Genomic DNA, 25,293 nt, shown 5'->3' with positions numbered 1-25,293 from the left:
GTGATCGTCCAAGCGGCATAGAGCTTTTCGGTATCCCGATGGGTGCTAGGCAGGCCTTCCGGGCAGCGGCTGCTCCTTCATGCGCATGTCGTGCGCAACCCGCGGCTCGCCGGTCGTGCGGGTTTTCCCGCTTCCGGAGCCCTCCAGTGCTGGGTACGCCGCGCTGCAGAACAGCGAGTTCAGGCGCTTCATGTCGGCGATCAGCTCCAGATGCGCGGCGCTGGTCTCGATGCTCTCCACCACTTGCTGGTGCAGGCGCTGCACGTGGGCATGCGCCAGTTCGCGCTCCAGCTTGCGGAACTGGCGTTTCTGCTGCAGCAGCTGGCGGGCGCCGTGGAAATCGCCGGAGATGAACACCGAAAGCCCTAACCGCAGGTTGGCGCTGAGCAGCGCATGCAACTGGCCGAGCTCCTCCAGGCCGCTGTCGGAAAACGAGCGGCGCTTGGACGTCTTGAGATGCTGCACTTTGCTGACCATGTGCTCGATGCTGTCGCCGGCCTGCTCGAGGTTGATCGCCAGCTCGATGATCTCTGCCCAGCGCCGGCCCTCCTGCTCGGCGAGGTCCTCGCGGGGCATCTGCGCCAGGTAGAGCTTCACGCCGCTGTAGAGCGCGTCGACGTCATCGTCCAGGCGGCGAATCTCATCGCCTGGCTCGGGGCGGTCTTCGCGCAGCACTTCCAGCAGCCGCGCCAGCATCAGCTCCACCATGTCGCCGATGCGCAGGGTTTCGCGGACCGCATTGGCCAGCGCCAGGCTTGGCGTATCCAGCGCCGCGGGGTCGAGGTGCCGCGGCTGTGCCACGCCGTTGTCCAGCGCACGCTCCGGCAGCAGGTATTCACACAATTGCGCCATCGGCTTCACGGTGGGCAGCAGGATCACGCAGCGCAGGCTGTTATAGATCAGGTGAAAGCCGATCACCTGGGTCTGTGCGCTGACACCCAGGGTGTCCATCCAGGCCACCAGCATGCCGAGAAACGGCAGCACGATCAGCCCGGCCAGCTTGTACAGCAGGTTGCCCAGCGCCACGCGGCGCGCCGAAGCCGGCTGCAGGCTGGCGTTGAACCAGGCGAGCAGGCCGCTGCCGATGTTGGCGCCGATCACCAGGCCCAGCGCCACCGGCAGGCTGATCAGGCCGGCGCCGGCCAGCGTCGAGGTCAGCAGTACGGCGGCGAGGCTGGAATACGAAAGCACGGCGAATAGCGCACCCACCAGCACGGCGAGCAGGGTGTCGCCGGCCAGGGAAGAGAAGAGCACCTGCATGCCGCGCGCCTCGGTGATCGGCTCGGCGGCGTGCACGATCAGCTGCAGGGCGAGAATGATCAGGCCGAGGCCGATCAGCACGCGGCCGATCTGGCCGACGCGAGTCTGTTTGCGCGAGAGGAACAGGCAGACGCCAAGCAGCGTCAGCAGCGGCGATAGCCAGGAAAGATCGAGGGTCAGCACGCGGGCCATCAGCGCCGTGCCGACATCCGCCCCGAGCATGATCGCCAGCGCCGTGGGCAGCGCCATCAGTCCCTGGGCGACGAAGGAGATGGCCAGCAGCGCGGTGGCGTTGCTGCTCTGTACCAGCGCTGTGACGCCGATACCGGCACCGAAGGCCAGCGGCGCATTGCCCATGCTCTGGCCGAGCGCCCGTCGCAGGTGCGAGCCATACACTCGCATGATCCCGGTACGCACGATATGCGTACCCCAGACCAGCAGGGCGATAGACGACAACAGGTGCAACAGGGTCAGCATCGGTCGGGCTCCTGCCTCATCGAGCAGCAACGACGAAAGCCTGCGTCACAAGGACGCAGATCTTCACCGGGGATACTCGATTGACCCTGGCCCGTCGGCCCCGTTCACCGAAACGTCACAAAGCCCGTTTCGCCCGATCCTCAGGGACGGGTGTAGTAGCCGACACCGAGCAGTACGTCGTCGACCCGCTGGATCAGCGTGTGCTTCTGCTCGACCGCGTTGGTCGCCGGGTTGCGCCAGACGTAGTCGACGCTGCCGGATCCCTGCTTGCGCGCCAGTTCGATCATCTCCTTGAACAGCGGCTTGCCGGCGGCGTCGTTGACGTTGCGCACATCGACACCCACCAGGTTCGGCGAGCTGCCGCTGGCGCGGTAGCGACCATCGTCGAGGCCGATGACGAAGACGTACTCGTCGTTGAAGACGAAGCCGCCACGCGGGTCGTTGAAGTTGCGGAAGGCCGCCTCGGCACCCTTGTCCTTGACCTGCTGCACGGCGCGGTCGAGCAGCGCCTTGGCGTGCTCGGCGGTGGCGCGCGGAATGTAGTAACCGACGCAGAGCACGTGGTCGCCGACCTTGCGGAACTGGCTGAGCTTGTTCTCGACCTTGTTGTCGGCCGGGTTGAGCCACTTGTATTCGACTTCGCCGCTGTCCTGCTTGGTCGACTTGTCGAGGATTTCGCGGATGAACGACTTGCCGGCGGCGTCCTTGAGGTCAGCAACGTTCAACCCTACCAGGGCAGCCGACGGGCCGCTGCTGGCCTGCATGGTTCCGTCCTCGCCAAGCACGAAGATGTAGTACTGGCCTTGGACGAACTCACCGTTGCGGTCGTTGAAGGCGGCCAGCGCCAGCTCCGGGCCCTTGGCCTGGAAGGTCAGCACGGCATTGTCGAGCAGAGCGCGGGCCTGGCTGGCGTGGCTGCGCTCCACCGAGCCAAGCGTCCGCTGCTGGGCCGGCTCCTGTGCGTGCAGCAGCAGCGGCACGGCGCCCAGCGTGGCGGATAGAGAGAGGGCGAGCAGCTTCTTGCGGTTCCGGTTCATGAACGACTCCTGACCTGATGGCGGGCGACTAAGCGGCCGCCCCGTATCCCCATGCTAGGCAGCCGCGGCGTAATTGATATTGGTCGAGAGAAGCAAAAGGGCAGGGCGAAAGGAGGAGATGTACGGCGACATGAGTTGTCGCATGGCGGGTGCAAGCTGAAATCGCCGGCTCGCTCCCCTGCGGAGCGGCCTGTAACCTAGCGACTTCTGTTCAAGCGGTGCACTCATGCTCAGCCTTTACCATGCCCCTGATCTGGAAACCCTCGGCGAACTGGCCACGCGCCTGCTCGCCCAGCCGCTCGCCGACCCCTTCGCCCCGGCGCTGGTGGTGGTGCCGAGCCAGGGCATGGGCCGCTGGCTGACCCTGGAGCTGGCGCGCAAGCAGGGTATCGCCATGCAGCTGGAGATGCAGCTGCCGGCCAAGTTCGTCTGGGACCTGAGCCGCACCGTGCTGGGCAGCCTGCCCGAGCAGTCGGCGTTCTCCCCGACGACCCTGACCTGGCGCCTCTACGGTTGGCTCTGCGAGCCGGCCAATCTCGAACTTGCGCCGCGCCTGGCGCAGTACCTTGACGGTGGTGACGAGCGCCGTCGGTTCTCGCTTGCCGCGAAGATCGCAGACGTCTTCGACCAGTACCTGCTCTATCGCGACGACTGGCTGGCGGCGTGGGAGCGGGGCGAAATGCAGGAACTGGGTCCTGACGAAGCCTGGCAGGCGCTGCTCTGGCGCGAGCTGACAAAAGACGGCCACCCGCACCGCGCACGGCTGCTTGGCGACCTGCTGCAGCGCCTCTACAGCGACGAGCCCTTGCCGGGCCTGCCCGAGCGGCTGCTGGTGTTCGGCATCAGCAGCCTGCCGCCACACCACCTGCGAGTGCTCGACGGGCTGTCGCAGCATATCGACGTGGTGGTCTGCGCGCTCAACCCGAGCCGCGAAGCCTGGGGGGAGATTCGCGATATCCGCGAGCTGGCCAGGCAACCGGAGAGCGGTATCAATGACTGGTATCTGGACGTGGGCCATCCGCTGCTGGCCAGTCTCGGCAAGCAGGGTCGCGATTTCTTCGATTCCCTGTTCAGCCTCACCGCCAGCGAAGGCAGCCAGGAGTTCGGCCTGTATTCCGAAGATGACGACCTCAGCGACGACAGCCTCCTGCACGCCCTGCAGAACGACATCCTGCGCCTGCGCACGCGGCTACCCGATGAGCGCATCACGCTGGCCGAGGGCGACCGTTCTCTGGAAGTGCACATCGCCCATTCGCCGCTGCGCGAGGTGGAAATCCTGCACGATCAGCTGCTGGCGCGCTTCGCCGCCAACCCTGCATTGACGCCCGATCAGGTGGTGGTGCTGACCCCGGATATCGAGCGCTACGCGCCCTTTATCGAAGCCGTATTCGCCCCGCGCGAGGGCAGCCCGCGGATTCCCTACAGCCTCGCTGACCGCAGCCTGCGCGCCGAAATGCCGCTGATCGAGGCGTTCCTCGAATTGCTGATGCTGGCGCAGAGCCGTTTCACCGCCGAGGAAATCCTCGCCTGGCTGGAGCAGCCGGCCGTTGCCCGCCGCGCCGGAATCGAAAGCGAAGACCTGCCGCTGCTACGCGACTGGCTGCGCGAGGCCGGCGTGCGTTGGGGGCGCGACGGTAGCCAGCGCGTTCGCCTGGGTCTGCCTGACGAATCGGCCTTTACCTGGCGCCAGGGGCTGGATCGGCTGATGCTGGGGTTTGCTGCACCGCCGCAGTTGGCCGGGGACAACGCGCCGCTGCTCGGTGACTACTGGCCTCTGGATGCTCTGGAAGGGGCCAGTGGGCAATTGCTGGGACGACTTGTGGAGTTCGTCGAACGTCTCGGCACACTGGCCGACCAGCTGGCGCGGCCGCGTCCGTTGGGCGAATGGGCGGACGACCTGCAAGTGCTGATCGATACGCTGTTCGACGAGCGCGAGGCCGGCGAGACGCTGCTGCTGCTCTCCCAGGCCTGTGCCTCGCTGCGCGATCAGGCCCATGCCGCCGACCTCACCCGCCCCATCGAGCTGGAACTGGTGCACCAGCAGCTCAGCGCCGCGCTGCAGCAGGGCAGCGGCGCCTCGGGCTTTCTCACCGGTGCGGTGACCTTCTGCACCATGGTGCCGATGCGCAGCCTGCCGTTCCGAGTGGTCTGTCTGCTAGGGCTGGACGATGGCGCCTTCCCGCGGCGCACACCGCCGTCGGGCTTCGATTTGATCGGCCGGCATCCGCGCCGTGGCGACCGGGCGCGGCGCCTCGACGACCGCTACCTGCTGCTGGAGACGCTGCTCTCTGCGCGCGAGGCGCTGTATCTGTCCTATGTCGGCCGCGACCCGCGCGACAACGCCGTGCTGCCGCCGTCGGTGCTGCTCAGCGAGGTGCTGGAAGCCGTGGACATGACGGCCGTGCTGGCCGATGGCGCGAAGCTGGTCAGCCAGAAGATCGTTATCGCGCATCCGCTGCAGCCGTTCTCACCACGCAACTTCGGCGATGCCACCTGCGCCGGCTTTTCGCTGCCCTGGTTCCGCGCCGCCCAGCGCCTGGCCGAGCCACCCCATACACAGGCGCAGCCCTTCGCAAGCCTGCTCGCCGAACCCGACGAGGCCTGGCTGACCATTGAGCCGTCGCAGCTGCTGCAGTGCTTCCGGCACCCGGCGCGCTTCCTGCTTGAACAGCGCCTGGGCCTGCGGCTGGCCGATGATCAGGAAACGCTCGCCAGTGACGAGCCGTTCGATCTGGAGATGCCGGCCTGGAACGGCCTGCGCCGCCTGTCGCTGCAGGCCATGGAACATGGCTGGAGTGACGAAGAAGAGCGCCGCATGGCCTGTGCCGCTGGTTGGCTCCCCACCGGCGAGCTCGGCCAGGCGCTATGGGGCAAGTTGCGCGGCCCGGTCCGTGCCTTTGCGCCGCGCCTGTTCGAACTGCGCCCGGACGCGGTGCCCGAGCCGCTGCCGGTGGATATCACCCTGGCCGGTGTACGCGTGCATGGCTGGCTCGACGGCGTGACCCCGGCCGGCCTGTTCGGCTGGAAGCTCGGCCGCTTGGGGGAGTGGGACCTGCCGCCGTTCTGGCTGCGCCATCTGCTGCTCAATCTGTCCGCCACGCCCGGAATCGAGCGCAACAGCCTAATGCTTTCGCCAGCCGGCGACTGGCAGCTTGGGCCGCTGGCCAATGCCGCGCAGCTGCTGGAGCCCTGGCTGGCGGCCTATCGCTGTGCGATTCGGGAGCCGCTGCCGTTGTTGCCGCGTAGCAGCCATGCGTTTGCCAAGGGCTACCGCAAGCCGGCCCGTGGTAGCGAGCCGCTCGACTGCGCCCGCAAGCGTGCCCGCGAAGCCTGGCTTGGTGCCGAGTTCAGCCCCATTGCCGCCGAAGCTGAAGACCCCTGGAGCGCCTTGGCCTTCCGTGATCGCGATCCGCTGGACGAGCGGTTCGAAACCCTGGCCGAACAGCTGATCGGCCCGGCCCTGGATGCCCTGGCCGATGAGGAGCAGGAAGAATGAAACTCGACCTCCTCGACTCCCCCTTCGACGGCCGCTCGCTGATCGAAGCCAGCGCCGGCACCGGCAAGACCTGGACGCTCACCGCGCTCTATGCGCGTCTGCTGCTGGAGCGCCAGCTCTCGGTGGGGCAGATTCTGGTGGTCACCTACACCACCGCCGCCACCGCCGAGCTGCGCGAGCGCATCCGCGCGCGGCTGGCCGATCTGCTGGCGGTTTATGAGGGCACGCCGAGCAGCGATGACTTCCTCAATCGCCTGCACGCCCGCTATCCGGACGACGCCTCGCGGCGGCGCCTGTTGCTGGCGGTGCACGGGTTCGACGAGGCGGCGATCTTCACCATCCACGGCTTCTGCCAGCGTGCCCTGCAGGACGCGGCCTTCGAGGCCGGCGGCGACTTCGACAGCGAGCTGACCGCCGATGACCGCGAGATCATCGACGCGCTGCTTGCTGATGCCTGGCGCAGCGAACTGGCCGATGCCGATCCGGTCTGGGCGCGTTTCCTCGCCAAGAGCCGGATCACGCCGGTGTGGCTGCGCCAGCGGTTGCGCAGTCACTTGGGCAAGCCTTACTTGCGCGTGGAACCGCAGGACTTGCCGGTGCCAACGGACCTACGCTCTGTCGAGGCAGCCTGGCAGCGCGCCGCGGGGCTCTGGCAAGAGGCCGGCAAGGCCTGGGTCGCTGAGCTGGTAGCCCATGGCGGGCTGAACCAGAGCACTCACAAGGGCATCAAGTTCACACCATGGCAGGTTGAACTGGACGCCTACTTTGCCGACCCGGCGGTGATGTTCGACCTGCCCGAGGGTGCGGCCAAGTTCGGCGTGCGCGCCCTGAGCAAGGCTTGCAAAAAAGGCTTCGACGCGCCCGTCTGCGAGCTGGCCCATGCACTGGACGAGCTGGCCGATCAGGTGGCCGACGCACTGCCGGCCGGCAAGCAGCGGCTGATCGCCCTGCAGGTGGCGCTGCTCGAGCGGCTCAACCGCGAGCTGCCTGAGCGCAAGGCGGCGCAGCGGCTGCTGGCCTTCGACGACCTGCTCAATCGCCTGGATCTGGCTTTGCAGGGCCCGGTCGGCGAGGATCTGGCGGCCTCGTTGCGAGCGACCTATCCGCTGGCGCTGATCGACGAGTTTCAGGACACCGACCCGATCCAGTACGCCATCTTCAACCGCATCTATGCCAAGTCAAGCGAGGCTTCGCTGTGCTTCGTGGGTGACCCCAAGCAGGCGATCTATGCCTTCCGTGGCGCGGATTTGGCGACCTATATGACTGCCAAGCAACAGGCTGATCGCGACCCCTTCAACCTGCCGACCAACTACCGCTCCACGCCTGAGCTGATCGCCGCGCTCAACCAGCTGTTCAAGCATCCGCAGCCGTTTGCGCAACGCGATCTGCAGTACCCGCCGGTGGGCGCCGCCGAGAAGCCGCGGGCCAAGCTGCGCCTGGTGGAAGAGGGCGAAGCCGCGCCACTGTCGCTCGTGTGGCTGGGCGACGATCCGCTGGGCAAAGGCGAGGCCGCGCAGCTGGCGGCGAGCGACACCGCACGGCGCATTGCCCTGCAACTGGCGGGCGCCGGTGAAGGGCGTGCAGGCTTCGACAAGGACGGCGCGTTTACCGCGCTGAAAGGTGGCGATATCGCCGTGCTGGTGGCCAACCATCGCCAGGCCGGAATGATCGCTGATGAGCTGTCTGCCCGCGGCGTGCCCAGCGTTCGCCGTGGGCGCGACAGTGTATGGCGCAGCGAGGAGGCCACGGAGCTCGCGGCGGTGCTCGCCGCCTACGCCGAGCCGGGGCGCGAAGGGCTGCTGCGTTACGCCCTGGCCACGCGCCTGCTGGGCCGCAGCGCCGCCGATCTTGCCCGCTGTCAGGACGATCAGCAGCAGTGGGATGCCGAGCGCGAAGCCGCAGAGCGCTATCACCAGCTCTGGCAGCAGCAGGGCTTCATGCGTGTATTCCGTGCCTGGCTAGACGAGCAGGCCATAGCCGAGCGGCTGCTGGCGCGTGTCGACGGGGAGCGTCGGCTGACCAATCTGCTGCACCTTGGCGAATTGCTGCAAGCCGAAAGCCTGCTGCGCCCGGGGCTGGAGCCGCTGCTGGCCTGGTTCAATGCCCAGCGCGGCAGCGAAGGCGCGGGCGAGGAAGCCCTGCTGCGCCTGGAAAGCGATGCCGAACGGGTGCAGATCGTCACCATCCACACCAGCAAGGGCCTGGAATATCCGCTGGTGTTCTGCCCCTTCCTGTGGGACGGCAAACTGCTCGGCAAGAACCGCGACAGCGCCCGTTGCCACGACGCCGATGGCCGGCCGCTGCTGGACCTGGGCAGCGACGCGCTGCAAGACAACCTCGAACGCGCCCGGGAGGAAGTTTTCGCCGAGCAACTGCGCCTGGCCTACGTCGCACTGACCCGCGCGCGCGACCGGCTCTGGCTGCACTGGGGGCCTGTGAATCTCTGCAAACCAAAAAAGGATGGCAGCCTAGCGGACGAGGGTCTGCACAGCAGCGCCCTGGCCTGGCTGCTGCACGGCCGCGATCTCCCCGGCGAGCACCCTTTGACCGAGCTGGGCAATCATCTGGCCGACCTCAACGGCGGCAGCCTGCGCCTGGGCATCGAGCGACTGATCGAAGAAAGCAGCGGCCATATGGCCTGCCTGCCGCTGGAGGTGCGTGAAGCCAGTGCCCAAGGGCCCGGTCGTGCGGCAGCGCCTCAGCAGCTATCGCAGCTCACTCGCAGCCTGCACAGCGCCTGGCGAATCGGCAGCTTTTCGGGGCTCGCCGCCGGCATGCACATGGAGGCGCCGGACCGTGACGCTCTGGCGATCCCCGATGCCGGCGAGCCGGGCAGCGGGTTCTTCGCCTTTCCCCGCGGCGCACGGGCCGGAACTTGCCTGCACGCGATTCTTGAAGATTGGGCACGGGGAAAAGGCGATCTGCCGGAGCTGGTCGAGCCGGCACTGCAGGCTTATGGCTTGCCGCTGGAATGGAAGGACATCGCCACGACCCATCTACAGGGTGTGCTGGAGACTGACCTGGACGGCGCCGGCCTGACGCTTGCCCGCCTGCAATCGGCACGGCGGCTGCCCGAGCTGGGCTTCACCTTCCCGGTGCAGGAACTCGATGTGACGCGGTTGCGTACTCTGCTGACAGACCCTGACTACGGCCTCGCCGCTCCGCTGCGCGAGGCAGCGTCGCGGCTTGAATTCGACAGCCTCAAGGGCTTTCTCAAGGGTTTTATCGACCTGACCTTCGAGCACGATGGCCGTTGGTACATCGCGGACTACAAGTCCAATTGGCTAGGGCCTGATGCGAGCTACTACGGCGGTGAGCGGCTGCTGCAAGCATTGGCGGGCGAGCACTATTACCTGCAATACCTGATCTATCTGGTAGCGCTGCGCCGCTTTCTGCGTCAGCGTCTGGCTGATTTCCGCGACGATCAGCTGGGCGGCGCCTTCTACCTGTTCCTGCGAGGCATGCCCGACGCCGGCGTCTACTTCGCCCGCCCGCGCGACGCGCTTCTCGATGCGCTGGATCGGTTGTTCGAGGAGGAGCGATGATGCACCTCATATTCGCAGAAGCCCTATCTCGCGAAGGCCGATCACCCGCTTGTGTAGGAGTCAGCTTGCTGGTGATCCGGGCGCGTTATAAAAGCATCGCCAGCAAGCTGGCTCCTAAGGTCAATGTCAGTTTTGTAGGGTGGGCTTCAGCCCACCACCTTGACGATGCCCTGGATTGGCTGAGGCGGGCGGTAGCCCTGTCAATGCTCAAATGCTGCCTGGCCCGGCACGTGTGGAGGTATGCGTGATGACGTTGCATTCAGACCTGCCTATCGGCCCACTGGAACGCGCCTTCATCGCCAGCTTGCAGCGCCTCGAGCCTGAGACGCCTGATATGGTCCTGCTCGCCGCCGCGCTTTGCTGTGAAGCCCTGGCGTCCGGAGATGTCTGCCTGCCGCTCGAACGCCTGGCCGGCAAGCGCCCCTGGGCTGAGGTCGACCTCAGCCTGCCAGCGCTCGCAACCTGGCGCGCACAACTGGAGGCGTCGGCCCTGATCGGCGCACCCGGCGAATACGCACCCTTGATCCTGGATGGCGACCGGCTCTACCTCGCCCGATACCAGGCGTACGAAGAGCAGCTGGCCGAAGAGCTGCTTGCGCGCGCGGCGGATGCGCCAGTCGTGGACGAAAGGCAATTGAGCGACAGCCTGGCCCGGCTATTCGCTTTCAACCAGCAAAGCCCCGACTGGCAGCGGTTGGCCGCCGCGCAGGCGGTACGCCGACGCCTGGCGGTGATTTCCGGCGGTCCCGGCACCGGCAAGACCACCACCGTGGTGCGTCTGCTGGCGGCACTGCTGGAACAACCCGGCGGCGAGCGCCTGGCCATCGGCCTCGCCGCACCCACCGGCAAGGCCGCCGCACGCATGGCCGAGGCGATCCGCAACGCCAAGGCCGAGCTGCCGGTCAGCGATGCGGTGAAAGAGGCCCTGCCGGACGAGGCGCGGACCCTGCACCGCCTGCTCGGCAGCCGCGGCGACAGCCCCCGTGTGCGCCACGACGCGGCCAATCCGCTGGCGTTGGACGTGCTGGTGGTGGACGAGGCGTCGATGGTCGATCTGGCGTTGATGGCCAAGCTGGTCGCAGCTCTGCCGCCGAAGGCGAGGTTGATTCTGCTAGGCGACAAGGACCAGTTGGCGGCGGTGGAAGCCGGCGCGGTCTTCGCCGAGCTTTGTGAGGGTCGCGGTTTCGATACCCAGGCAGCGGCCGATCTGCAACGCATTACCGGGCAGAATGTACCGGTCGATACGCCCCGTTCGCGCCTGGGTGATGCGGTGGTGCTCCTGACCCACAGCCACCGATTCGCCGGCGACAGCGGCATCGGCGAGCTGGCGCGGCGTATCAACGCCGGCGATGCGAAAGGCACCGTCGCGTTGCTGCAGGAAGGCCGTGCGGATCTCGCCTGGAATGAGACGCCCAGCCCCGCCGCACTGATCGAGCGACTGGAGCAGGGCTATTCGCCCTATCTGCAGGCCGCACGCCAGGCTGATCCATCCGCTGCCTTCGAGGCTTTCAACGGCTTTCGCGCGCTGACTGCCCAGCGCGAAGGCGCCTTTGGGCTCACCGGCATCAACGAAGCGCTGGAGGCACGTTTCAAGCGCCGCCTCGGCGTGCCGGCCCGCGAGCGCTGGTATCCCGGCCGCGCGGTGATGGTCCGGCAGAATGACTACGCGCTGGGGCTGTTCAACGGCGATATCGGGCTGTGCCTGAAAACCGAGCAGGGACTGCGCGTGTTCTTCGAAGGGGATGAGGGCTATCGCGGCTTCGCCCCGGCGCGATTGCCAAGCCATGACAGCGCCTTCGCCATGACTGTGCACAAGAGCCAGGGCTCGGAGTTCACCGAAGTGCTGCTGGCGCTCCCTGAACAGCCCAGCCCGCTGTTGACACGCTCGCTGTTCTACACAGGAATCACCCGTGCCAAGCGCCGGGTGGAGATCTGGGCGCTGCCGGCGCGGCTGGCCGAGGCGGTCATTACCCGTGCCGAGCGCGCTGCGGGTTTAGCCGAACGGCTGGCGATGCATGAGAACGGCAACAGAGACCCCGAGGCGTTACCCAGCGTGAATCTGCCCGAAGCAGGTGGCGATCAGCTCAGCCTGTTCTGAGCGTGCACTGCTGCTCGAAGCCGGCACGTTCGCGGCGCATCGCCGCCTGTTTCGTGAAGCGGTTGTGCGTATGACGCTAGGAATTCTGTTCCGATGCGCTTTCGCCAAAAGCCGACACTGGGACTTGCGATGAGAACCTTCTTTCTTCTGCTATGGGGCGCGCTCAGCCTGATCATCAGCACCGCGGCGCTGCGTGAACTCTGGCTCGCGCCCTCTGTGGCCAGCGGTTTCGCCCTGCTGCTGGTGGTCTATTACATCGTTTGCTTCTTCCAGCTTATCCGCGCCGCCTATCTGCCGTGGGGTCTGCTGGGTGCGTACCGGCGCAGTGGCTACTGGCTGTGCCTGATCCTGCTGCCGCTGACGCTGATCCCGCTGCACGCCGCCTACCAGATCTGGGAGCAGGGTGGCTACGTGGCAGTCGAGGCCTCGCTGCACACCGAGTGGCTGCACTTACTGCTCGGTTGGCTGCAGGATGCCCTCGGTTATCTCGGGCCGCTGCTGGTGCTTGGCGCGCTGGGTGTCGGTATGGCGTTGATGCTGCTGCGTCTGCTACGCGGGCAGGTCGCGCGCTGATCAGCCGTTGAGCAGCGTCAGCACCAGCGGCAGGCTGGCGGCCGCAAGCAGGGTCTGCAAGGTGATGATGCCGGCCATCAGATGACTGTCGCCGCCGAGCTGGCGGGTGAGCACGTAGGCAGTGGGGGCGGTGGGCAGGGCGAAGAACAGCACCAGGATAGTCGTCTCCATCGCCGGCAAGCCCAGCACCAGCGCTACGCCGTAGGCCAGCAGCGGTACGACCAGCAGGCGCGCCGTGCTGTTCCAGCCCAGAGCCGGGATTTCTCCGCCCAGCTCTCGCGGTTTGAGTGCTGCGCCGACACAGAGCAGGCCCAGCGGCAGGCTGGCGGCGGCCAGCAGGCTCAGCAGGCGGTCGGTGCCGCCAGGCAGGCCCAGGCCCGACAGATTGACCAGCGCGCCGGCGACACAAGCCAGAATCAGCGGATTCTTGATGATGGGCAGCAGCAGGCCGCGCACGCTGACGCCGCGCTCGGCGGTCAGCGCCCACACAGACATCACGTTCACCGTCGGCACCATCAGCGCCAGCATCAGCGCGGCCAGCGCCAGACCTTCCTTGCCGAACAAGCTACCGACGGCTGCCAGGCCCAGATAGGTATTGAAACGCAGGACGCCCTGGGTGATGGCGCCGAAACGGCCGGCAGACCAGCCGCGCAGCCGCTTCATTATCAGCAAGGCAGCCCAGGCAGCTCCCAAAGCGAGCATCACTGCAGCGGCCAAGCGGGGTAGCGCAGGGTTATCCAGCGGTGCTGTGGCCAGGCTACTGAACAGCAGGGCGGGGAAGAGGATGAAGTAGTTAATGCGCTCGGCACCGGGCCAGAACTCGGCACTGGGAAAGGCACGCAAACGCAGGAAATAACCGGCGACGATAAGGGCGAACAGGGGCCAGAGGGCAAGCAGCAGGGCGGTCACGGATACATCCAACAGTGCATGTTCAGCGATATTCGATGCTGGAAACATCGAGTGCAAGTCCTGTATTCGGCCGGGGCAATGTAGCCGATGCGTACGTCGGTCGGACTATCCTCAATTCGATAGTGGCTCGGTGATATCATCTGGTTGCCGATACTGCGAGCCTCCAATGCGACACATGACTGAACTTCCCTCTGCTGAGGACTTCTGCGATACGCCCTATGGTCGTCAACTGCACGGAGGATTTCGTCTGCTGCGCTTCGCGCCGGAGCTGGAGCGGGAGTTTCGCCACTATCTGGATCGACATGCGCGCACCTCACAACGCCTTGCGGCGCTGCTGCTGATTTTCGCTGTTTCGGGCTACCTGTATTGCGAGCATCGTTTTTTCAATCTCGATGATACCGGCTGGCTGGGAACGCTAACGGCACTGCGCATCCTGCAGATACTCCCCGGCATCGTCGTGCTGGTGCTGACCTTCTACAGCCGTAGGTTTCGCGCGCAGGCCAACCGAATTTTTCCGGTATTGCTGGTGATGGTGGGCGTCGTTGCGGCGATGATCGACATTCGTTTCGAAGCGCTCGCTACACCGCTGAATTTCCGTTACGGCGCCGGCCTGCTGATCGTCGCTTCGTTCTTTTTTCTCGGCGTGACCTTCTGGTGGGCGCTGATTTGCGCGCTGCTGATCGTGCTGGCGGACGTGTTCATGGCCAGCCTGATCCTGACGGCCGAGCAGATGCCAGAGCACTGGGTTGCCGTCAGCTACTATCTGCTGTTGCTAATCATCGGCGCAATCAGCCGCTACGTGCATGAGTATTCGCAGCGCGATCAATTCCTTACCCGCCAGTTGCTGGGCTGGGTCGCCGAGCACGATGCGCTCAGCAGTCTGGCCAACCGGCGCAGCCATGATCGCGCGCTACCCCAGCGGATCGCCCAGGCCCGGCGGGACCGGCGGCCGTTGAGCTTGCTGCTGCTCGACCTGGATGACTTCAAAGCCTACAACGATACCTTCGGGCATCCGGCTGGCGATGCGCTGATCCGCGCCTTCGGCGAGTTGCTTGCCGGCTTCGCGCGGCGACCGCTGGATGAGGCAGCGCGAGTCGGCGGTGAGGAGTTTGCACTGCTGCTGTACAACTGCGACAACGCCGCCGCACAGCGCATCGCGCGTCAGGTGATTACCGCGCTGGCCGCGCTGGATATCAGGCACCCGCATGATCCGGCGGCGCGGGTTGGGGTCAGCATTGGCATCGCCACGTTGCAGGACGGCCAGCAGGCCGAACAGCTCTATCACTGTGCTGACACTGCGCTGTATCAGGCCAAGACCAGTGGCAAGAATCGCTTTGCCGTTGCTGTCGGGCAGGTGCGGCCTGAGTTAGAGCTGCGCTAGACGAGGGGTTCAGCGGCGCGGTGGGACCGTACGCGTACGGCCGCTGCCGTCGATGGCGACGAAGACGAAGACCGCCTCAGTCACCTTGCGCCATTCGCTGGACAGCGGATCGTCGCTCCAGACTTCCACCAGCATGCGGATCGAGCTGCGCCCGACCTCCAGCGTCTGGGTATAGAACGACAGCTGCGCGCCAACGGCGACCGGGACCATGAATGCCATGCGATCGATGGAGACCGTGGCGACGCGGCCAGCGGCCACGCGGCTGGCCATTGCGGTGCCGGCCAGATCCATCTGCGACACCAGCCAACCGCCGTAGATATCGCCGAAACCATTAGTCTCGCGCGGCAGCGCAGTGAGCTGCAGGGCCAGGTCGCCCTGCGGGATCGGATCTTCCTGTTCGTATTCTTTCATTCGGTCGGACTCGCGGCTCGATTGTTGTTCTGGCGCGAAATGCCCGCGCTAGTGCGGGCGACGGCGCCGAGTATAGCGGCTGTGCAAGCCTGCAGCGACCGCGACAGGTCAATGGATGGGCTCGTAATCAGATTGTCACACTTGCTTCATAGAGTGTTCACACGGCCTGCAGATACTGGCCCCCGTTCCAACACACTCGAGCACACCCCTGCTAGGAGCAAGGTATGAAACTGAATCGTTTGATGGCGGCCCTGACCTTTGTAGCCGCTGGCGTGGGCGCCGCAAGCGCGGTCGCAGCTGTAGACCCGGCCCTGCCGAGCTACCAGAAGACCTCCGGCGTTTCCGGAAACCTGTCCAGCGTCGGTTCCGACTCCCTGGCCAACCTGATGACGCTGTGGGCCGAAGAGTTCAAGCGCAGCTACCCGAACGTCAACATTCAGATCCAGGCTGCCGGTTCCTCCACTGCGCCGCCCGCTCTGACCGAAGGCACCTCCAACATGGGCCCGATGAGCCGCCCAATGAAGGACAACGAGATTCAAGCCTTCGAAGAGAAGTACGGCTACAAGCCGACGGCCGTCCCGGTAGCCATCGACGCCCTGGCGGTGTTCGTGCACAAGGACAACCCGATCAAATCGCTGGATATCGAGCAGGTAGACGCGATCTTCTCCAGCACCCGCCTGTGCGGTGGCGAGAAGGACATCAAGACCTGGGGTGATCTGGGTATGACCGGCGAGTGGGCCAGCAAGCCGATCCAGCTGTTCGGTCGTAACTCGGTATCCGGTACCTACGGCTACTTCAAGGAAGAAGCCCTGTGTAAGGGTGACTTCAAGTCCAACGTCAACGAGCAACCGGGTTCCGCTTCGGTGGTGCAGTCGATCTCCAGCACCCTGAACGCCATTGGCTACTCGGGCATCGGCTACAAGACCTCCAGCGTCCGCGCTGTGCCCCTGTCCAAGGGTGGCGAGGCCTTCGAGGCGAGCGAAGAGAACGCTCTGGCCGGCAAGTTCCCGCTGGCTCGCTTCTTCTACGTCTACGTGAACAAGGCGCCGAACAAGCCGCTGAGCCCGCTGGATGCCGAGTTCCTCAAGCAGGTGCTTTCCAAGCAGGGTCAGGAAGTCGTGGTCAAGGATGGCTACATTCCGCTGCCGAAAAAGGTAGTCGACAAGACTATGCAGGAACTGGGTCTGTAAGACCTGAGCGATGGTTGGCGACAAGCGCGCCGGCCTTAGCAGATGCCCGCCACGCGATACGCGCTGGCGGGCTTCGTTGCGTCACCTGACTGTAATCTTTCTGTCACACAGCTTTATTAGATTAGGCGCCCCGAAGGGCCGCTCAGGCCCAGGAGCCCTGGCATGAACGACATGGAAAACATGACCGCGAATTCCGATGTGCAACGGCTGGACTTCAATACGCCAGCGCTGCAACGCAAGCGCCGTATCCGTGCGCTGAAAGATCACCTGGCGCGCTGGTACGTGTCCATCGGTGGTCTGGCGGTACTGGGTGCCATTACCCTTATCTTCTTCTACCTGGCTCAGGTCGTACTTCCGATGTTCCAGGGGGCCGAGCTGGAAAGCCGCGCGGTTCAGCAGCCGGCCTGGCTGGCTGAAGCGGGTGAACCACTGTTCATGGCCATCGAGGAGCAGAACCAGGTTGCTCTGCGTCTGGGTAAGGATGGCCAGGCACGTTTCTTTGGCCTTCGCGACGGCGTCTTGCTGTCGAGCAAGGCCGTGCCGCTGCCGGAGGGCGCTCAGATCGTCTCGGTCGGCCAGGATACGCCTGGTACTCGCCGCCTGGTGCTGGGCTTGGATAACGGCCAGGCGCTGGTGCTTGAGCACAATTACAAGCTCACCTACCCGAACAACCAGAAGACCATCACGCCGGAGCTGGCCTATCCCTTTGGTGAAGAGCCGTTGCAGCTCGACCCGGAAGGCCGTGCAATTGACCGCGCGGCCATCAGCCTGAATGGCAAGACCCTGCTGGTTGCCGGCGCCACTGGCACTGCGTTGCATGCCCAGCGCATCGCCAGCAGCGAGAACCTGCTGACTGGCGAAGTGACGCTCGAGCAGGAGCGCCTCAACCTGCCGCAAATGGCTGAACCGATTCGCCAGCTGCTGATCGACCCGCGGCACATGTGGCTCTACGCGATCAGTGGCAAAGCCAGTGCAGATGTCTTCGACCTGCGTCGCAAGCAGCTCAACGGCCGCTACAAGCTGGTTGGCGATGGTAGCTCCATCACCAGCGTCAGTCCTTTGCTGGGCGGCATATCTCTGTTGATCGGCGACTCCAAAGGTACCATCGGCCAGTGGTTCATGGTGCGTGCTGCCGATGGCGACGCCGAGCTGAAGAATGTGCGCAGCTTCAAGCTGGGCAGCAGTCCGATTCGCCAGCTTCTGCCGGAAGAGCGCCGCAAGGGCTTTCTCGCACTGGATGACAGCGGCACCCTAGGCATCTTCCACAGCACTGCACATCGCACGCTGGTCAAGGAACAGGTCGCCGAAGGCGCCGCTCTGGCTGCCATGTCGCCTCGCGCCAGCCGACTACTGATCGAATCTAACCAGGGCCTGCAGCGTTTCGTGATCGACAACCCGCACCCGGAAATCTCCTGGAGTGCACTGTGGGGCAAGGTCTGGTACGAAAGCTATCCGGAGCCCGATTACGTCTGGCAGTCCACGTCGGCCAACAGTGATTTTGAACCCAAGCTGAGCCTCGCCCCACTGGCCTTCGGTACGCTCAAGGCAGCCTTCTACGCGATGCTGCTGGCGGCACCGCTGGCCATCTGCGCGGCGTTCTACACCGCCTACTTCATGGCGCCCAGACTGCGCAGCAAGGTCAAACCGGTCATCGAGCTGATGGAAGCGCTGCCGACGGTGATTCTCGGTTTCTTCGCCGGCCTGTTCCTGGCGCCATTCTTGGAAAACCACCTGCCGGGCATCTTCGCCCTGCTGCTCTTGATGCCGGTGGGGATTCTGTTCGCCGCCTGGACCTGGAGCCGCTTGCCGCAAGGTGTGCGCCTGGCCGTCCCGGATGGCTGGGAGGCGGTGCTGCTGATTCCAGTGATTCTGCTGATCGGCTATGGCTCGCTGGAAATCAGTGGCCATCTGGAGAACTGGTTCTTCGGTGGGGACATGCGCATGTGGCTGTCCAACGACATGGGCATCCCGTTTGACCAGCGCAACGCCCTGGTGATCGGTCTGGCGATGGGCTTCGCGGTGATCCCGACCATCTATTCGATCGCCGAGGATGCCGTGTTCAGCGTGCCGCGCAGCCTGACGCTGGGCTCCCTGGCCCTTGGCGCCACACCCTGGCAGACGCTGACCCGCGTGGTGCTGCTGACCGCCAGCCCGGGCATCTTCTCGGCGCTGATGATCGGCATGGGCCGCGCGGTGGGCGAGACGATGATCGTGCTGATGGCCACAGGCAACACGCCGATCATGGAAGCCAACATCTTCGAGGGCATGCGCACCCTGGCCGCCAACGTCGCCGTGGAAATGCCCGAATCCGAGGTGGGTGGCACCCATTACCGCGTGCTCTTCCTCGCCGCGCTGGTACTGCTGATGTTCACCTTCGTGATGAACACCCTCGCCGAGCTGATTCGTCAGCGTCTGCGTGGCAAGTACGCCAGCCTGTAAACCAGATTTCGGAAAAGGTATCGATCCGTGAAAAAGGATTCGCTGAACACCTGGGTCAAGAGCGGCACACCCTGGATCTGGATGAACGCCGGCGCGGTGTCCATCGCAGTGATCATGACCCTGGGTCTGCTGGCGATCATCGCCGTGCGTGGTCTGGCGCATTTCTGGCCGGCCGACGTGATCGTCGCCGACTACAGCATGCCCGGCGCCGAGATGCGCGTGCTGGCCGGCGAGGTCGTGCAGGCCGAGGAAGTACCCCGTGCACGTCTGGCCGCCAGTGGGCTGCCGGTCAACGTCGAGGGCGGTGAGTTCATGACCCGCGAGCTGCTCAAGGTGGGCAACCGCGATGTCTATGGCGCCGACTTCTCCTGGGTGGTGGGCGAGTGGCTGAGCAATCAGCGTACGCCGGCCGACCTGATGGTGCTGGAGCGCCGCGAGTGGGGCAATTTCTATGGGTTCCTGCTCAACGTGAAGGAAGCCGGCCAGCTGGTCGCCGAGGGCGAAGGCGCCTGGAACGAACTGCAGGCCCGTATCGACCGCGTCGATGAACTGCACACGCAGATCTCGCGCATCGAGAAGGTGGAGATCGGCCGCATCAACCACGGCCTCGAGCGTCTGCGCTTGAAGACCCGTCAGCTCGAGCTGAGAGATCGTCTGGATGCCGCCGCCCAGGCCGATCTGGATGCCGAGCGCGCCCAGTGGGATGCCGAGTACCGGGTACTGGAAGACAAGCTGGTGGCGCTGCAGCAGCAGTTCAACCGCGACAGTATCACCGTGCGCACCGCCGACGGCCGCGAGCAGGAGATCACCCTGGGCAAGGTGGTGCGGGCCTTCCAGCCCAATGCCATGTCGACGCCACAGAAGCTGATGTTCTATTTCGCCAAGCTGTGGGAGTTCGTCAGCGACGAGCCACGCGAAGCGAACACCGAAGGTGGCGTGTTCCCGGCAATCTTCGGCACCGTGCTGATGACCCTGATCATGGCGGTGATCGTCACGCCGTTCGGCGTGATCGCCGCGGTCTATCTGCGCGAATACGCCAAGCAGGGCCTGCTCACCCGCATCATCCGCATCGCGGTGAACAACCTCGCCGGGGTGCCGTCGATCGTCTACGGCGTATTCGGTCTGGGCTTCTTCGTCTACGTGCTGGGCGGCTCGCTCGATCGTCTGTTCTACCCCGAGGCAGCCCCGGCACCGGTGTTCGGTACGCCTGGCCTGATGTGGGCCTCGCTGACCCTGGCGATCCTCACCCTGCCGGTGGTGATCGTGGCCACCGAGGAAGGCCTGGCGCGCATCCCGCGGATGATCCGTGAAGGCTCGCTGGCCCTCGGTGCGACCAAGTCCGAGACGCTGTGGAAGGTAGTGCTGCCGATGGCCAGCCCGGCGATGATGACCGGCCTGATCCTCGCCGTGGCCCGCGCTGCCGGTGAAGTGGCGCCGCTGATGCTGGTCGGTGTGGTCAAGCTGGCACCGAACCTGCCGCTCAATGGCAACTACCCCTACCTGCATCTGGACCAGAAGATCATGCACCTGGGCTTTCATATCTACGACGTCGGCTTCCAGAGCCCCAACGTCGAGGCGGCGCGGCCGCTGGTCTATGCCACCGCACTGCTGCTGGTACTGGTGATCGCCACGCTCAACTTCAGCGCGATCTACATTCGCAACCACCTGCGCGAGAAGTACAAGGCGCTGGATCACTAATCGAAGCGGCGAGTTCAAGCCAGCGGCCTAGGAAGAACGAGGCGCTGGCCTGGACTTGCAGCCTGTAGCTTGCAGCTGGCAGCTGCGAACGGAGCGAGCACATGCAAACCAACACGCATTCCATCGACATCTCGGCCCTCGGTCGTGACAAGCGCAGCCTGAACCTGGCCAAGGAGCCGGTGGCCATCGAAGTGCCGGATCTGAGCCTGTACTACGGCCAGAAGCAGGCGCTGTTCAACGTCAGCATGAACATCCCGCGCCAACGCGTGACCGCCTTTATCGGTCCGTCCGGCTGCGGCAAGTCGACCCTGCTGCGCTGCTTCAACCGCATGAACGATCTGGTCGACGGCTGCCGCATCGAAGGCGCGATCAACCTCGACGGCACCAACATCTACCGCAAGGGCGAGGACGTCGCCGACCTGCGTCGTCGCGTCGGCATGGTGTTCCAGAAGCCCAACCCGTTCCCCAAGAGCATCTACGAGAACGTCGTCTACGGTCTGCGCATCCAGGGCATCAAGCAGAAGCGCGTGCTCGACGAAACCGTCGAATGGGCCCTCAAGGGCGCGGCGCTGTGGGAGGAAGTGAAGGATCGTCTGCACGAATCGGCCCTCGGCCTCTCCGGCGGCCAGCAGCAGCGTCTGGTGATCGCGCGCACCATCGCCGTGCAGCCGGAAGTGCTGTTGCTCGACGAGCCCAGTTCGGCCCTCGACCCGATCTCCTCGCTGAAGGTCGAGGAGCTGATCTACGAACTGAAGGCCAAGTACACCATCGTCATCGTCACCCACAACATGCAGCAGGCCGCGCGGGTGTCCGACTACACGGCGTTCATGTACATGGGCAAACTGATCGAGTACGGCGACACCGATACGCTGTTCACCAACCCGGCCAAGAAGCAGACCGAAGACTACATCACCGGCCGCTACGGCTAGCCGGCTATGGCAAATCGCGCTGCGCGTTGTCGGCGGCGCTTGCCGTACCTGGTTCGTACTGTCTGCGCGCCGCCTCCTAGCGCAGCACGATTTGCCAAAGGCCGGACCGTCCGGCGAGAGAACAACAGTTTCGCAAGGGTTCGCACATGATCAGCAAAGACAGCCACACCCAACACATCTCCCAGCAGTTCAACGCCGAGCTGGAGGAGGTGCGCAGCCACCTGCTGGCCATGGGCGGGCTGGTGGAGAAGCAGGTCAACGACGCGGTGACCGCGCTGATTCAGGCCGATTCGGGCCTCGCTCAGCAGGTGCGCGAAGTGGATGACCAGATCAACCAGATGGAGCGCAACATCGACGAGGAGTGCGTGCGCATCCTCGCCCGCCGTCAGCCGGCGGCCTCTGATCTGCGCCTGATCATCAGCATTTCCAAGTCGGTGATCGACCTCGAGCGCATCGGTGACGAGGCGACCAAGATCGCCCGCCGCGCCATCCAGCTGTGCGAGGAAGGCGAGTCGCCCAAGGGCTACGTCGAGGTGCGCCATATCGGCGACCAGGTACGCAAGATGGTGCAGGAAGCGCTGGACGCCTTCGCCCGCTTCGATGCCGACCTCGCGCTGTCGGTGGCGCAGTACGACAAGACCGTCGACCGCGAATACAAGACCGCCTTGCGCGAGCTGGTCACCTACATGATGGAAGACCCGCGCTCGATCTCCCGCGTGCTCAGCGTGATCTGGGCGCTGCGCTCGCTGGAACGCATCGGCGACCACGCACGCAACATCGCCGAACTGGTGATCTATCTGGTGCGCGGCACCGACGTCCGCCACCTTGGCCTGGCGCGATTGGCCGAGGAAGTGGAAGGCTCGAAGGAGCGCTGAGCAGCCGGTCGTAGGCGGGCTTCACCGCTTGTCTACGTACCACTCTGGTGGGCTGAAGCCCACCCTATGAATAGGCCTCGCATCGGGATCTGGGCTAGTCGCTGACCGTTCACCTTTGGCTGTCTTTGGACGGTGTTCGAAGAATTGCGTCTGGGTGTCCGTCACCCTCGTAGGGTGGGCTTCAGCCCACCATAAGCGCGAGCCCAACCGGCTCAGTTTTGCTGCAACTCAGCCTCCAGCTCATCCAGCGCGGCCTGCCGCTCCCCGTCCTGCAGGCGGGCGCCGGGGTTGAGTGAAGACCACTCGGGATGCGCGCGGCAGCGCTGCAGCGCTTCGGGCAGCTTGCCTTCGCGCCAGCCCTGATCCTGCGGCGTGGCCAGGCGGATGGCCTCGGTAGCGGCGTGCCCTCGGGTGGTAAGCACGGCGAGCAGTTGGCGTTGGCGCAGGGCGAGCAGGCGCAGCACGGCGTCGTCGACGCTCAGCTCGCGCTGACCCTTGAGTTTGCCGAGCAGGCGATTGCCATAGTGCCGTGCGGTCTGCGCGCCGCCGCCGGCGATGGCGCCGAGGAGCGCCGCGGCACCGAGGGTGATACCACCGACCATAAGGTCGACCCCGGCACCGGCGGCCGCGCCTGCCGCCATGCCACTACCGATCTTCACGCCCAGCTGCTTGAGGGTTTCCGGATTGAACAGGTCGTCGCCCCAACGCCCGTCGAGCAGCGGCAGGTCGCTGGCTGCCGCCTGCTCCTTGCGAAAGGCAAACAGGCGCAGCAGCGCCTCGACGCAGCGCTGCTCGCGGCTGCGCACGGCGTCGTGTAATTCACGAATGGCGCCACGTTCCAGTTCCGGCTGTGCGGCTACGCTGCGTCGGCAGGCGGCGACATCCACCAGCAGCTCGGCGATCAACCGCTGGCCGCTGACCAGGCGCGCCGCTGCCTGGGCTTCATGGTCCTCGATCAGCCGCTGCAGTTTGGGCCGCGCCTGTTCCAGCAGCAGCGCCAGGCTTTCGTACAGGCGCCGCTCACCATCCACCGGTGGCGCCACGCTGTCGAAGCGCACCAGCGCATGCAGGCCGAGGCGGGCCAGCGCCTGCCGCCATTCCTCCTCGCGATGCCCGGGCTGCGCGACGAAATTGAGCACGGGCAAGAGGGGCTTGCCGCAGCCGGCGAGCACCGCCAGCTCATCCTTGTACTTGGCCAGCACCGGCTCACGGGCATCGATCACGTAGAGCCCGGCGTCGCTGGCGAGCAGCTGGCGCAGCACCTTGGCTTCCTGCTCGAAGCGCTGGCGCGCCTCGCTGCCGTCGAGAAAGCGCGCGGTGCGTGCCGGGCCGTCGAGGCGTTCGCCAGGGCGCTCGACGCGCTCGAGGTAGTCAAGCAGGGCGATGGCATCTTCCAGGCCGGGTGTGTCGTACAGCTCCAGCAGTGCTTCGCCGTCCACCGACAGCCGAGCGCCTTCGACATGGCGGGTGGTGCTGGGACGGTGCGAAACCTCGCCGAAGCCTGCATCACGGGTCAGGGTGCGCAGCAGCGAGGTCTTGCCGACATTGGTGTGGCCGACCACGGCGAGCTTCAGGGCTTCAGTCATGTCCGCTCTCCAGCCAGCCAAACGGCGTCGTGTTGGAGTGGGGCAGGCCCAGGGCATCCAGCGCCTGATGCCAGTCTTCCAGGCGCGCGCTGTCCAGCGCCTCACCGGGAGGTGCCTGCAGCAGCCAGACGCGGGTCGCAGCGGCGCAGCGCGACAGCTCGCCGATCAGCGCCAGGGTGCCGCGGTCGGGTGAGCGTCGAGGATCACAGGCGATGGCCAGGCGTGCCGGAGGAAAGCGGGTGAGCTGATCGAGCAGCCGTCGGCGCCCTTCGCGATCATCGAGGATGCCGGCATCGGCGATGTTCTTGGGCAGAGTCGGCGGCCATGGACGACTGCCATCCAGTTCGATGGCCACCAGTACGGCGCCGGCGCTGCCATCGAGCTGAGCACCTGCGGTCGGGGCGTGCAGTTGGGCGGGTGCTGCATCACTGATGCCGAGTCGCTCGCTGGGTGGCTGCAGGCGTTCGCGCAGTAGTCGATAGGCCGGTTGGCCGAGGTCGAGCTTCAGTGCCGCACGGCCGCGGCGCCAGCGCCACAGGCTGAAGCCGGCCAGCAGTAGCCGCGGCAGCAGGCCGTAGACCAGCAGCACGCCGACCAGCCAACCCGCCCAGCGTTGCCGCGCGCCTTCAAGATCGCCGCCGAGTGCGCCACTGGCGCGGATCTGCTCGGTGTCCGGCACGCTGAAGCCGAGCAGTGCCGGCAGCGCGCCGAGGGCCTGGGTCAAGCCGACAAAGGCACTCTCGCCAAGGATTGTGGTTTCCCAGACGAAGCCGTAGCGCCGCGTTGCCAGCAGGGCGAGCAAGGTAAGCAGGGCGCTGGCCATCGCCAGCAGCCAGAGGCCGTGTACGCCTAGGCCCAACAGCCAGCGGCCCAGCCGATGTCGATGCAGGATGGTCAGCAAGGCCGGCGCCAGTTGTGCGGCGCGGGCATCGCGGGCGAGTTTTTCGCTGAGCCAAAGCCACAATCGTCCCAACGCACCGCCACTGTCGCGCGCGAAAAGCAGGCCGAGCAGCCAGCCGAGCAGGGTCAGCAGATTCAGCCCAAGAAGGCTGCCAAGCGCCCAAAACACGTTGACCGGCCGCTGCCCGTCGCCGAGCGCGGCAAAGGCCAGGCCGGCACCGGTGAAGACCGCCAGCAGCGCCAGCACGAACGCACCCAGGCGTGCGCCCTGACGCCAGTGCTGCAGCGCTTCGATCAGCCCGTCACGGCGCGCCAGCCAGAGCGCACGCCGCTCGATGAGCACTGGCAGGTCGCCGCCCTGGGCGCGGGCCTGGCGATTGGCTTCGTCATCCTCCAGTGGCCCGGCGTGTTCCTCGCGCAGGCGTACGGCTTCGGTCAGCCAGAGGCGGTCGAGTGGATTGAGGGCAGGCAACGGGAGATCGGTCACGC

General features: G+C 65.6%; 16 protein-coding genes. 10 read left to right on the top strand and 6 right to left on the bottom strand.

What is annotated here, in order from left to right; all coding sequences use genetic code 11:
- Positions 1–45 precede the first annotated feature (45 nt).
- The gene (locus AAEZ08_RS05055; protein ID WP_500123841.1) at positions 46–1,737 is read right to left on the bottom strand and encodes a Na/Pi cotransporter family protein; all 1,692 of its coding nucleotides are present in this window, start codon (positions 1,735–1,737) and stop codon (positions 46–48) included.
- Between the two features lie 140 nt (positions 1,738–1,877).
- The gene (locus AAEZ08_RS05050) at positions 1,878–2,774 is read right to left on the bottom strand and encodes a cache domain-containing protein (protein ID WP_058065322.1); all 897 of its coding nucleotides are present in this window, start codon (positions 2,772–2,774) and stop codon (positions 1,878–1,880) included.
- Positions 2,775–3,000: 226 nt separating this feature from the next.
- Here AAEZ08_RS05050 and recC point away from each other — a divergent pair, with 226 nt between their 5' ends.
- The 4 genes from recC to AAEZ08_RS05030 all read left to right on the top strand — a co-directional run bounded on the left by recC (position 3,001) and on the right by AAEZ08_RS05030 (position 12,486).
- Positions 3,001–6,270 (top strand): exodeoxyribonuclease V subunit gamma, encoded by a 3,270-nt coding sequence (gene recC / locus AAEZ08_RS05045; RefSeq protein ID WP_500123840.1) that lies wholly within the window; start codon positions 3,001–3,003, stop codon positions 6,268–6,270.
- On the top strand, positions 6,267–9,815 hold the full coding sequence (gene recB / locus AAEZ08_RS05040; protein ID WP_500123839.1) for an exodeoxyribonuclease V subunit beta: 3,549 nt from the start codon (positions 6,267–6,269) through the stop codon (positions 9,813–9,815). The genes recC and recB overlap by 4 nt, the downstream gene beginning before the upstream one ends.
- Positions 9,816–10,062: 247 nt before the next feature.
- Positions 10,063–11,913, top strand: coding sequence for an exodeoxyribonuclease V subunit alpha (recD, locus tag AAEZ08_RS05035; protein ID WP_500123838.1), 1,851 nt, complete (start codon positions 10,063–10,065; stop codon positions 11,911–11,913).
- Between the two features lie 129 nt (positions 11,914–12,042).
- The gene (locus AAEZ08_RS05030) at positions 12,043–12,486 is read left to right on the top strand and encodes a hypothetical protein (RefSeq protein WP_036991478.1); all 444 of its coding nucleotides are present in this window, start codon (positions 12,043–12,045) and stop codon (positions 12,484–12,486) included.
- Here AAEZ08_RS05030 and AAEZ08_RS05025 read toward each other — a convergent pair whose 3' ends face one another.
- On the bottom strand, positions 12,487–13,443 hold the full coding sequence (locus AAEZ08_RS05025) for an AEC family transporter (RefSeq protein WP_125860348.1): 957 nt from the start codon (positions 13,441–13,443) through the stop codon (positions 12,487–12,489). It abuts the gene before it with no gap.
- Between the two features lie 127 nt (positions 13,444–13,570).
- Between AAEZ08_RS05025 and AAEZ08_RS05020 the strand changes: the two genes are divergently transcribed.
- Positions 13,571–14,776, top strand: a complete 1,206-nt coding sequence (locus tag AAEZ08_RS05020) for a GGDEF domain-containing protein (protein ID WP_500123837.1) — start codon at positions 13,571–13,573, stop codon at positions 14,774–14,776.
- 9 nt (positions 14,777–14,785) lie between these two features.
- Here AAEZ08_RS05020 and AAEZ08_RS05015 read toward each other — a convergent pair whose 3' ends face one another.
- A complete protein-coding gene (locus tag AAEZ08_RS05015) occupies positions 14,786–15,187 on the bottom strand; it encodes an acyl-CoA thioesterase (RefSeq protein ID WP_003282816.1) in 402 nt (133 codons plus the stop codon).
- A gap of 224 nt (positions 15,188–15,411) precedes the next feature.
- Between AAEZ08_RS05015 and AAEZ08_RS05010 the strand changes: the two genes are divergently transcribed.
- The 5 genes from AAEZ08_RS05010 to phoU all read left to right on the top strand — a co-directional run bounded on the left by AAEZ08_RS05010 (position 15,412) and on the right by phoU (position 22,318).
- Positions 15,412–16,377, top strand: coding sequence for a PstS family phosphate ABC transporter substrate-binding protein (locus AAEZ08_RS05010; protein ID WP_058065316.1), 966 nt, complete (start codon positions 15,412–15,414; stop codon positions 16,375–16,377).
- Positions 16,378–16,539: 162 nt separating this feature from the next.
- The gene (locus tag AAEZ08_RS05005; RefSeq protein WP_500123836.1) at positions 16,540–18,816 is read left to right on the top strand and encodes an ABC transporter permease subunit; all 2,277 of its coding nucleotides are present in this window, start codon (positions 16,540–16,542) and stop codon (positions 18,814–18,816) included.
- Positions 18,817–18,897: 81 nt separating this feature from the next.
- Positions 18,898–20,514 (top strand): phosphate ABC transporter permease PstA, encoded by a 1,617-nt coding sequence (gene pstA, locus AAEZ08_RS05000; protein WP_500123872.1) that lies wholly within the window; start codon positions 18,898–18,900, stop codon positions 20,512–20,514.
- A 101-nt stretch (positions 20,515–20,615) separates the two neighbouring features.
- The gene (gene pstB, locus AAEZ08_RS04995; RefSeq protein WP_102823989.1) at positions 20,616–21,443 is read left to right on the top strand and encodes a phosphate ABC transporter ATP-binding protein PstB; all 828 of its coding nucleotides are present in this window, start codon (positions 20,616–20,618) and stop codon (positions 21,441–21,443) included.
- Positions 21,444–21,589: 146 nt separating this feature from the next.
- Entirely contained in the window at positions 21,590–22,318 is a 729-nt protein-coding gene (phoU, locus tag AAEZ08_RS04990; RefSeq protein WP_500123835.1) for a phosphate signaling complex protein PhoU, read from the top strand.
- 212 nt (positions 22,319–22,530) lie between these two features.
- Here phoU and AAEZ08_RS04985 read toward each other — a convergent pair whose 3' ends face one another.
- Complete coding sequence (locus tag AAEZ08_RS04985; protein ID WP_500123834.1) at positions 22,531–23,904, bottom strand: DUF3482 domain-containing protein; 1,374 nt, start codon at positions 23,902–23,904, stop codon at positions 22,531–22,533.
- Entirely contained in the window at positions 23,897–25,291 is a 1,395-nt protein-coding gene (locus tag AAEZ08_RS04980; RefSeq protein WP_500123833.1) for a DUF2868 domain-containing protein, read from the bottom strand. Before AAEZ08_RS04980 ends, AAEZ08_RS04985 begins: the two co-directional genes overlap by 8 nt.
- Positions 25,292–25,293: the final 2 nt, after the last annotated feature.

The organism is Pseudomonas sp. E45-MNA-CIBAN-0222 (genome assembly GCF_040310405.1).
Lineage (GTDB): Bacteria > Pseudomonadota > Gammaproteobacteria > Pseudomonadales > Pseudomonadaceae > Stutzerimonas > Stutzerimonas stutzeri_AC.
Note: the sequence above shows the minus strand (reverse complement) of the source record. Positions and strands in the feature narration are given on the sequence as shown.

Coding starts and splice junctions, on each gene's coding strand:
- AAEZ08_RS05050 (WP_058065322.1), bottom strand. CDS start 2,774: ATGAACCGGAACCGCAAGAAGCTGCTCGCCCTCTCTCTATCCGCCACG.
- recC (WP_500123840.1), top strand. CDS start 3,001: ATGCTCAGCCTTTACCATGCCCCTGATCTGGAAACCCTCGGCGAACTG.
- AAEZ08_RS05030 (WP_036991478.1), top strand. CDS start 12,043: ATGAGAACCTTCTTTCTTCTGCTATGGGGCGCGCTCAGCCTGATCATC.
- AAEZ08_RS05010 (WP_058065316.1), top strand. CDS start 15,412: ATGAAACTGAATCGTTTGATGGCGGCCCTGACCTTTGTAGCCGCTGGC.
- AAEZ08_RS05055 (WP_500123841.1), bottom strand. CDS start 1,737: ATGCTGACCCTGTTGCACCTGTTGTCGTCTATCGCCCTGCTGGTCTGG.
- AAEZ08_RS05005 (WP_500123836.1), top strand. CDS start 16,540: ATGAACGACATGGAAAACATGACCGCGAATTCCGATGTGCAACGGCTG.
- pstB (WP_102823989.1), top strand. CDS start 20,616: ATGCAAACCAACACGCATTCCATCGACATCTCGGCCCTCGGTCGTGAC.
- pstA (WP_500123872.1), top strand. CDS start 18,898: ATGAACGCCGGCGCGGTGTCCATCGCAGTGATCATGACCCTGGGTCTG.
- AAEZ08_RS05025 (WP_125860348.1), bottom strand. CDS start 13,443: ATGTTTCCAGCATCGAATATCGCTGAACATGCACTGTTGGATGTATCC.
- recB (WP_500123839.1), top strand. CDS start 6,267: ATGAAACTCGACCTCCTCGACTCCCCCTTCGACGGCCGCTCGCTGATC.
- AAEZ08_RS04985 (WP_500123834.1), bottom strand. CDS start 23,904: ATGACTGAAGCCCTGAAGCTCGCCGTGGTCGGCCACACCAATGTCGGC.
- AAEZ08_RS05015 (WP_003282816.1), bottom strand. CDS start 15,187: ATGAAAGAATACGAACAGGAAGATCCGATCCCGCAGGGCGACCTGGCC.
- AAEZ08_RS05020 (WP_500123837.1), top strand. CDS start 13,571: ATGACTGAACTTCCCTCTGCTGAGGACTTCTGCGATACGCCCTATGGT.
- phoU (WP_500123835.1), top strand. CDS start 21,590: ATGATCAGCAAAGACAGCCACACCCAACACATCTCCCAGCAGTTCAAC.
- recD (WP_500123838.1), top strand. CDS start 10,063: ATGACGTTGCATTCAGACCTGCCTATCGGCCCACTGGAACGCGCCTTC.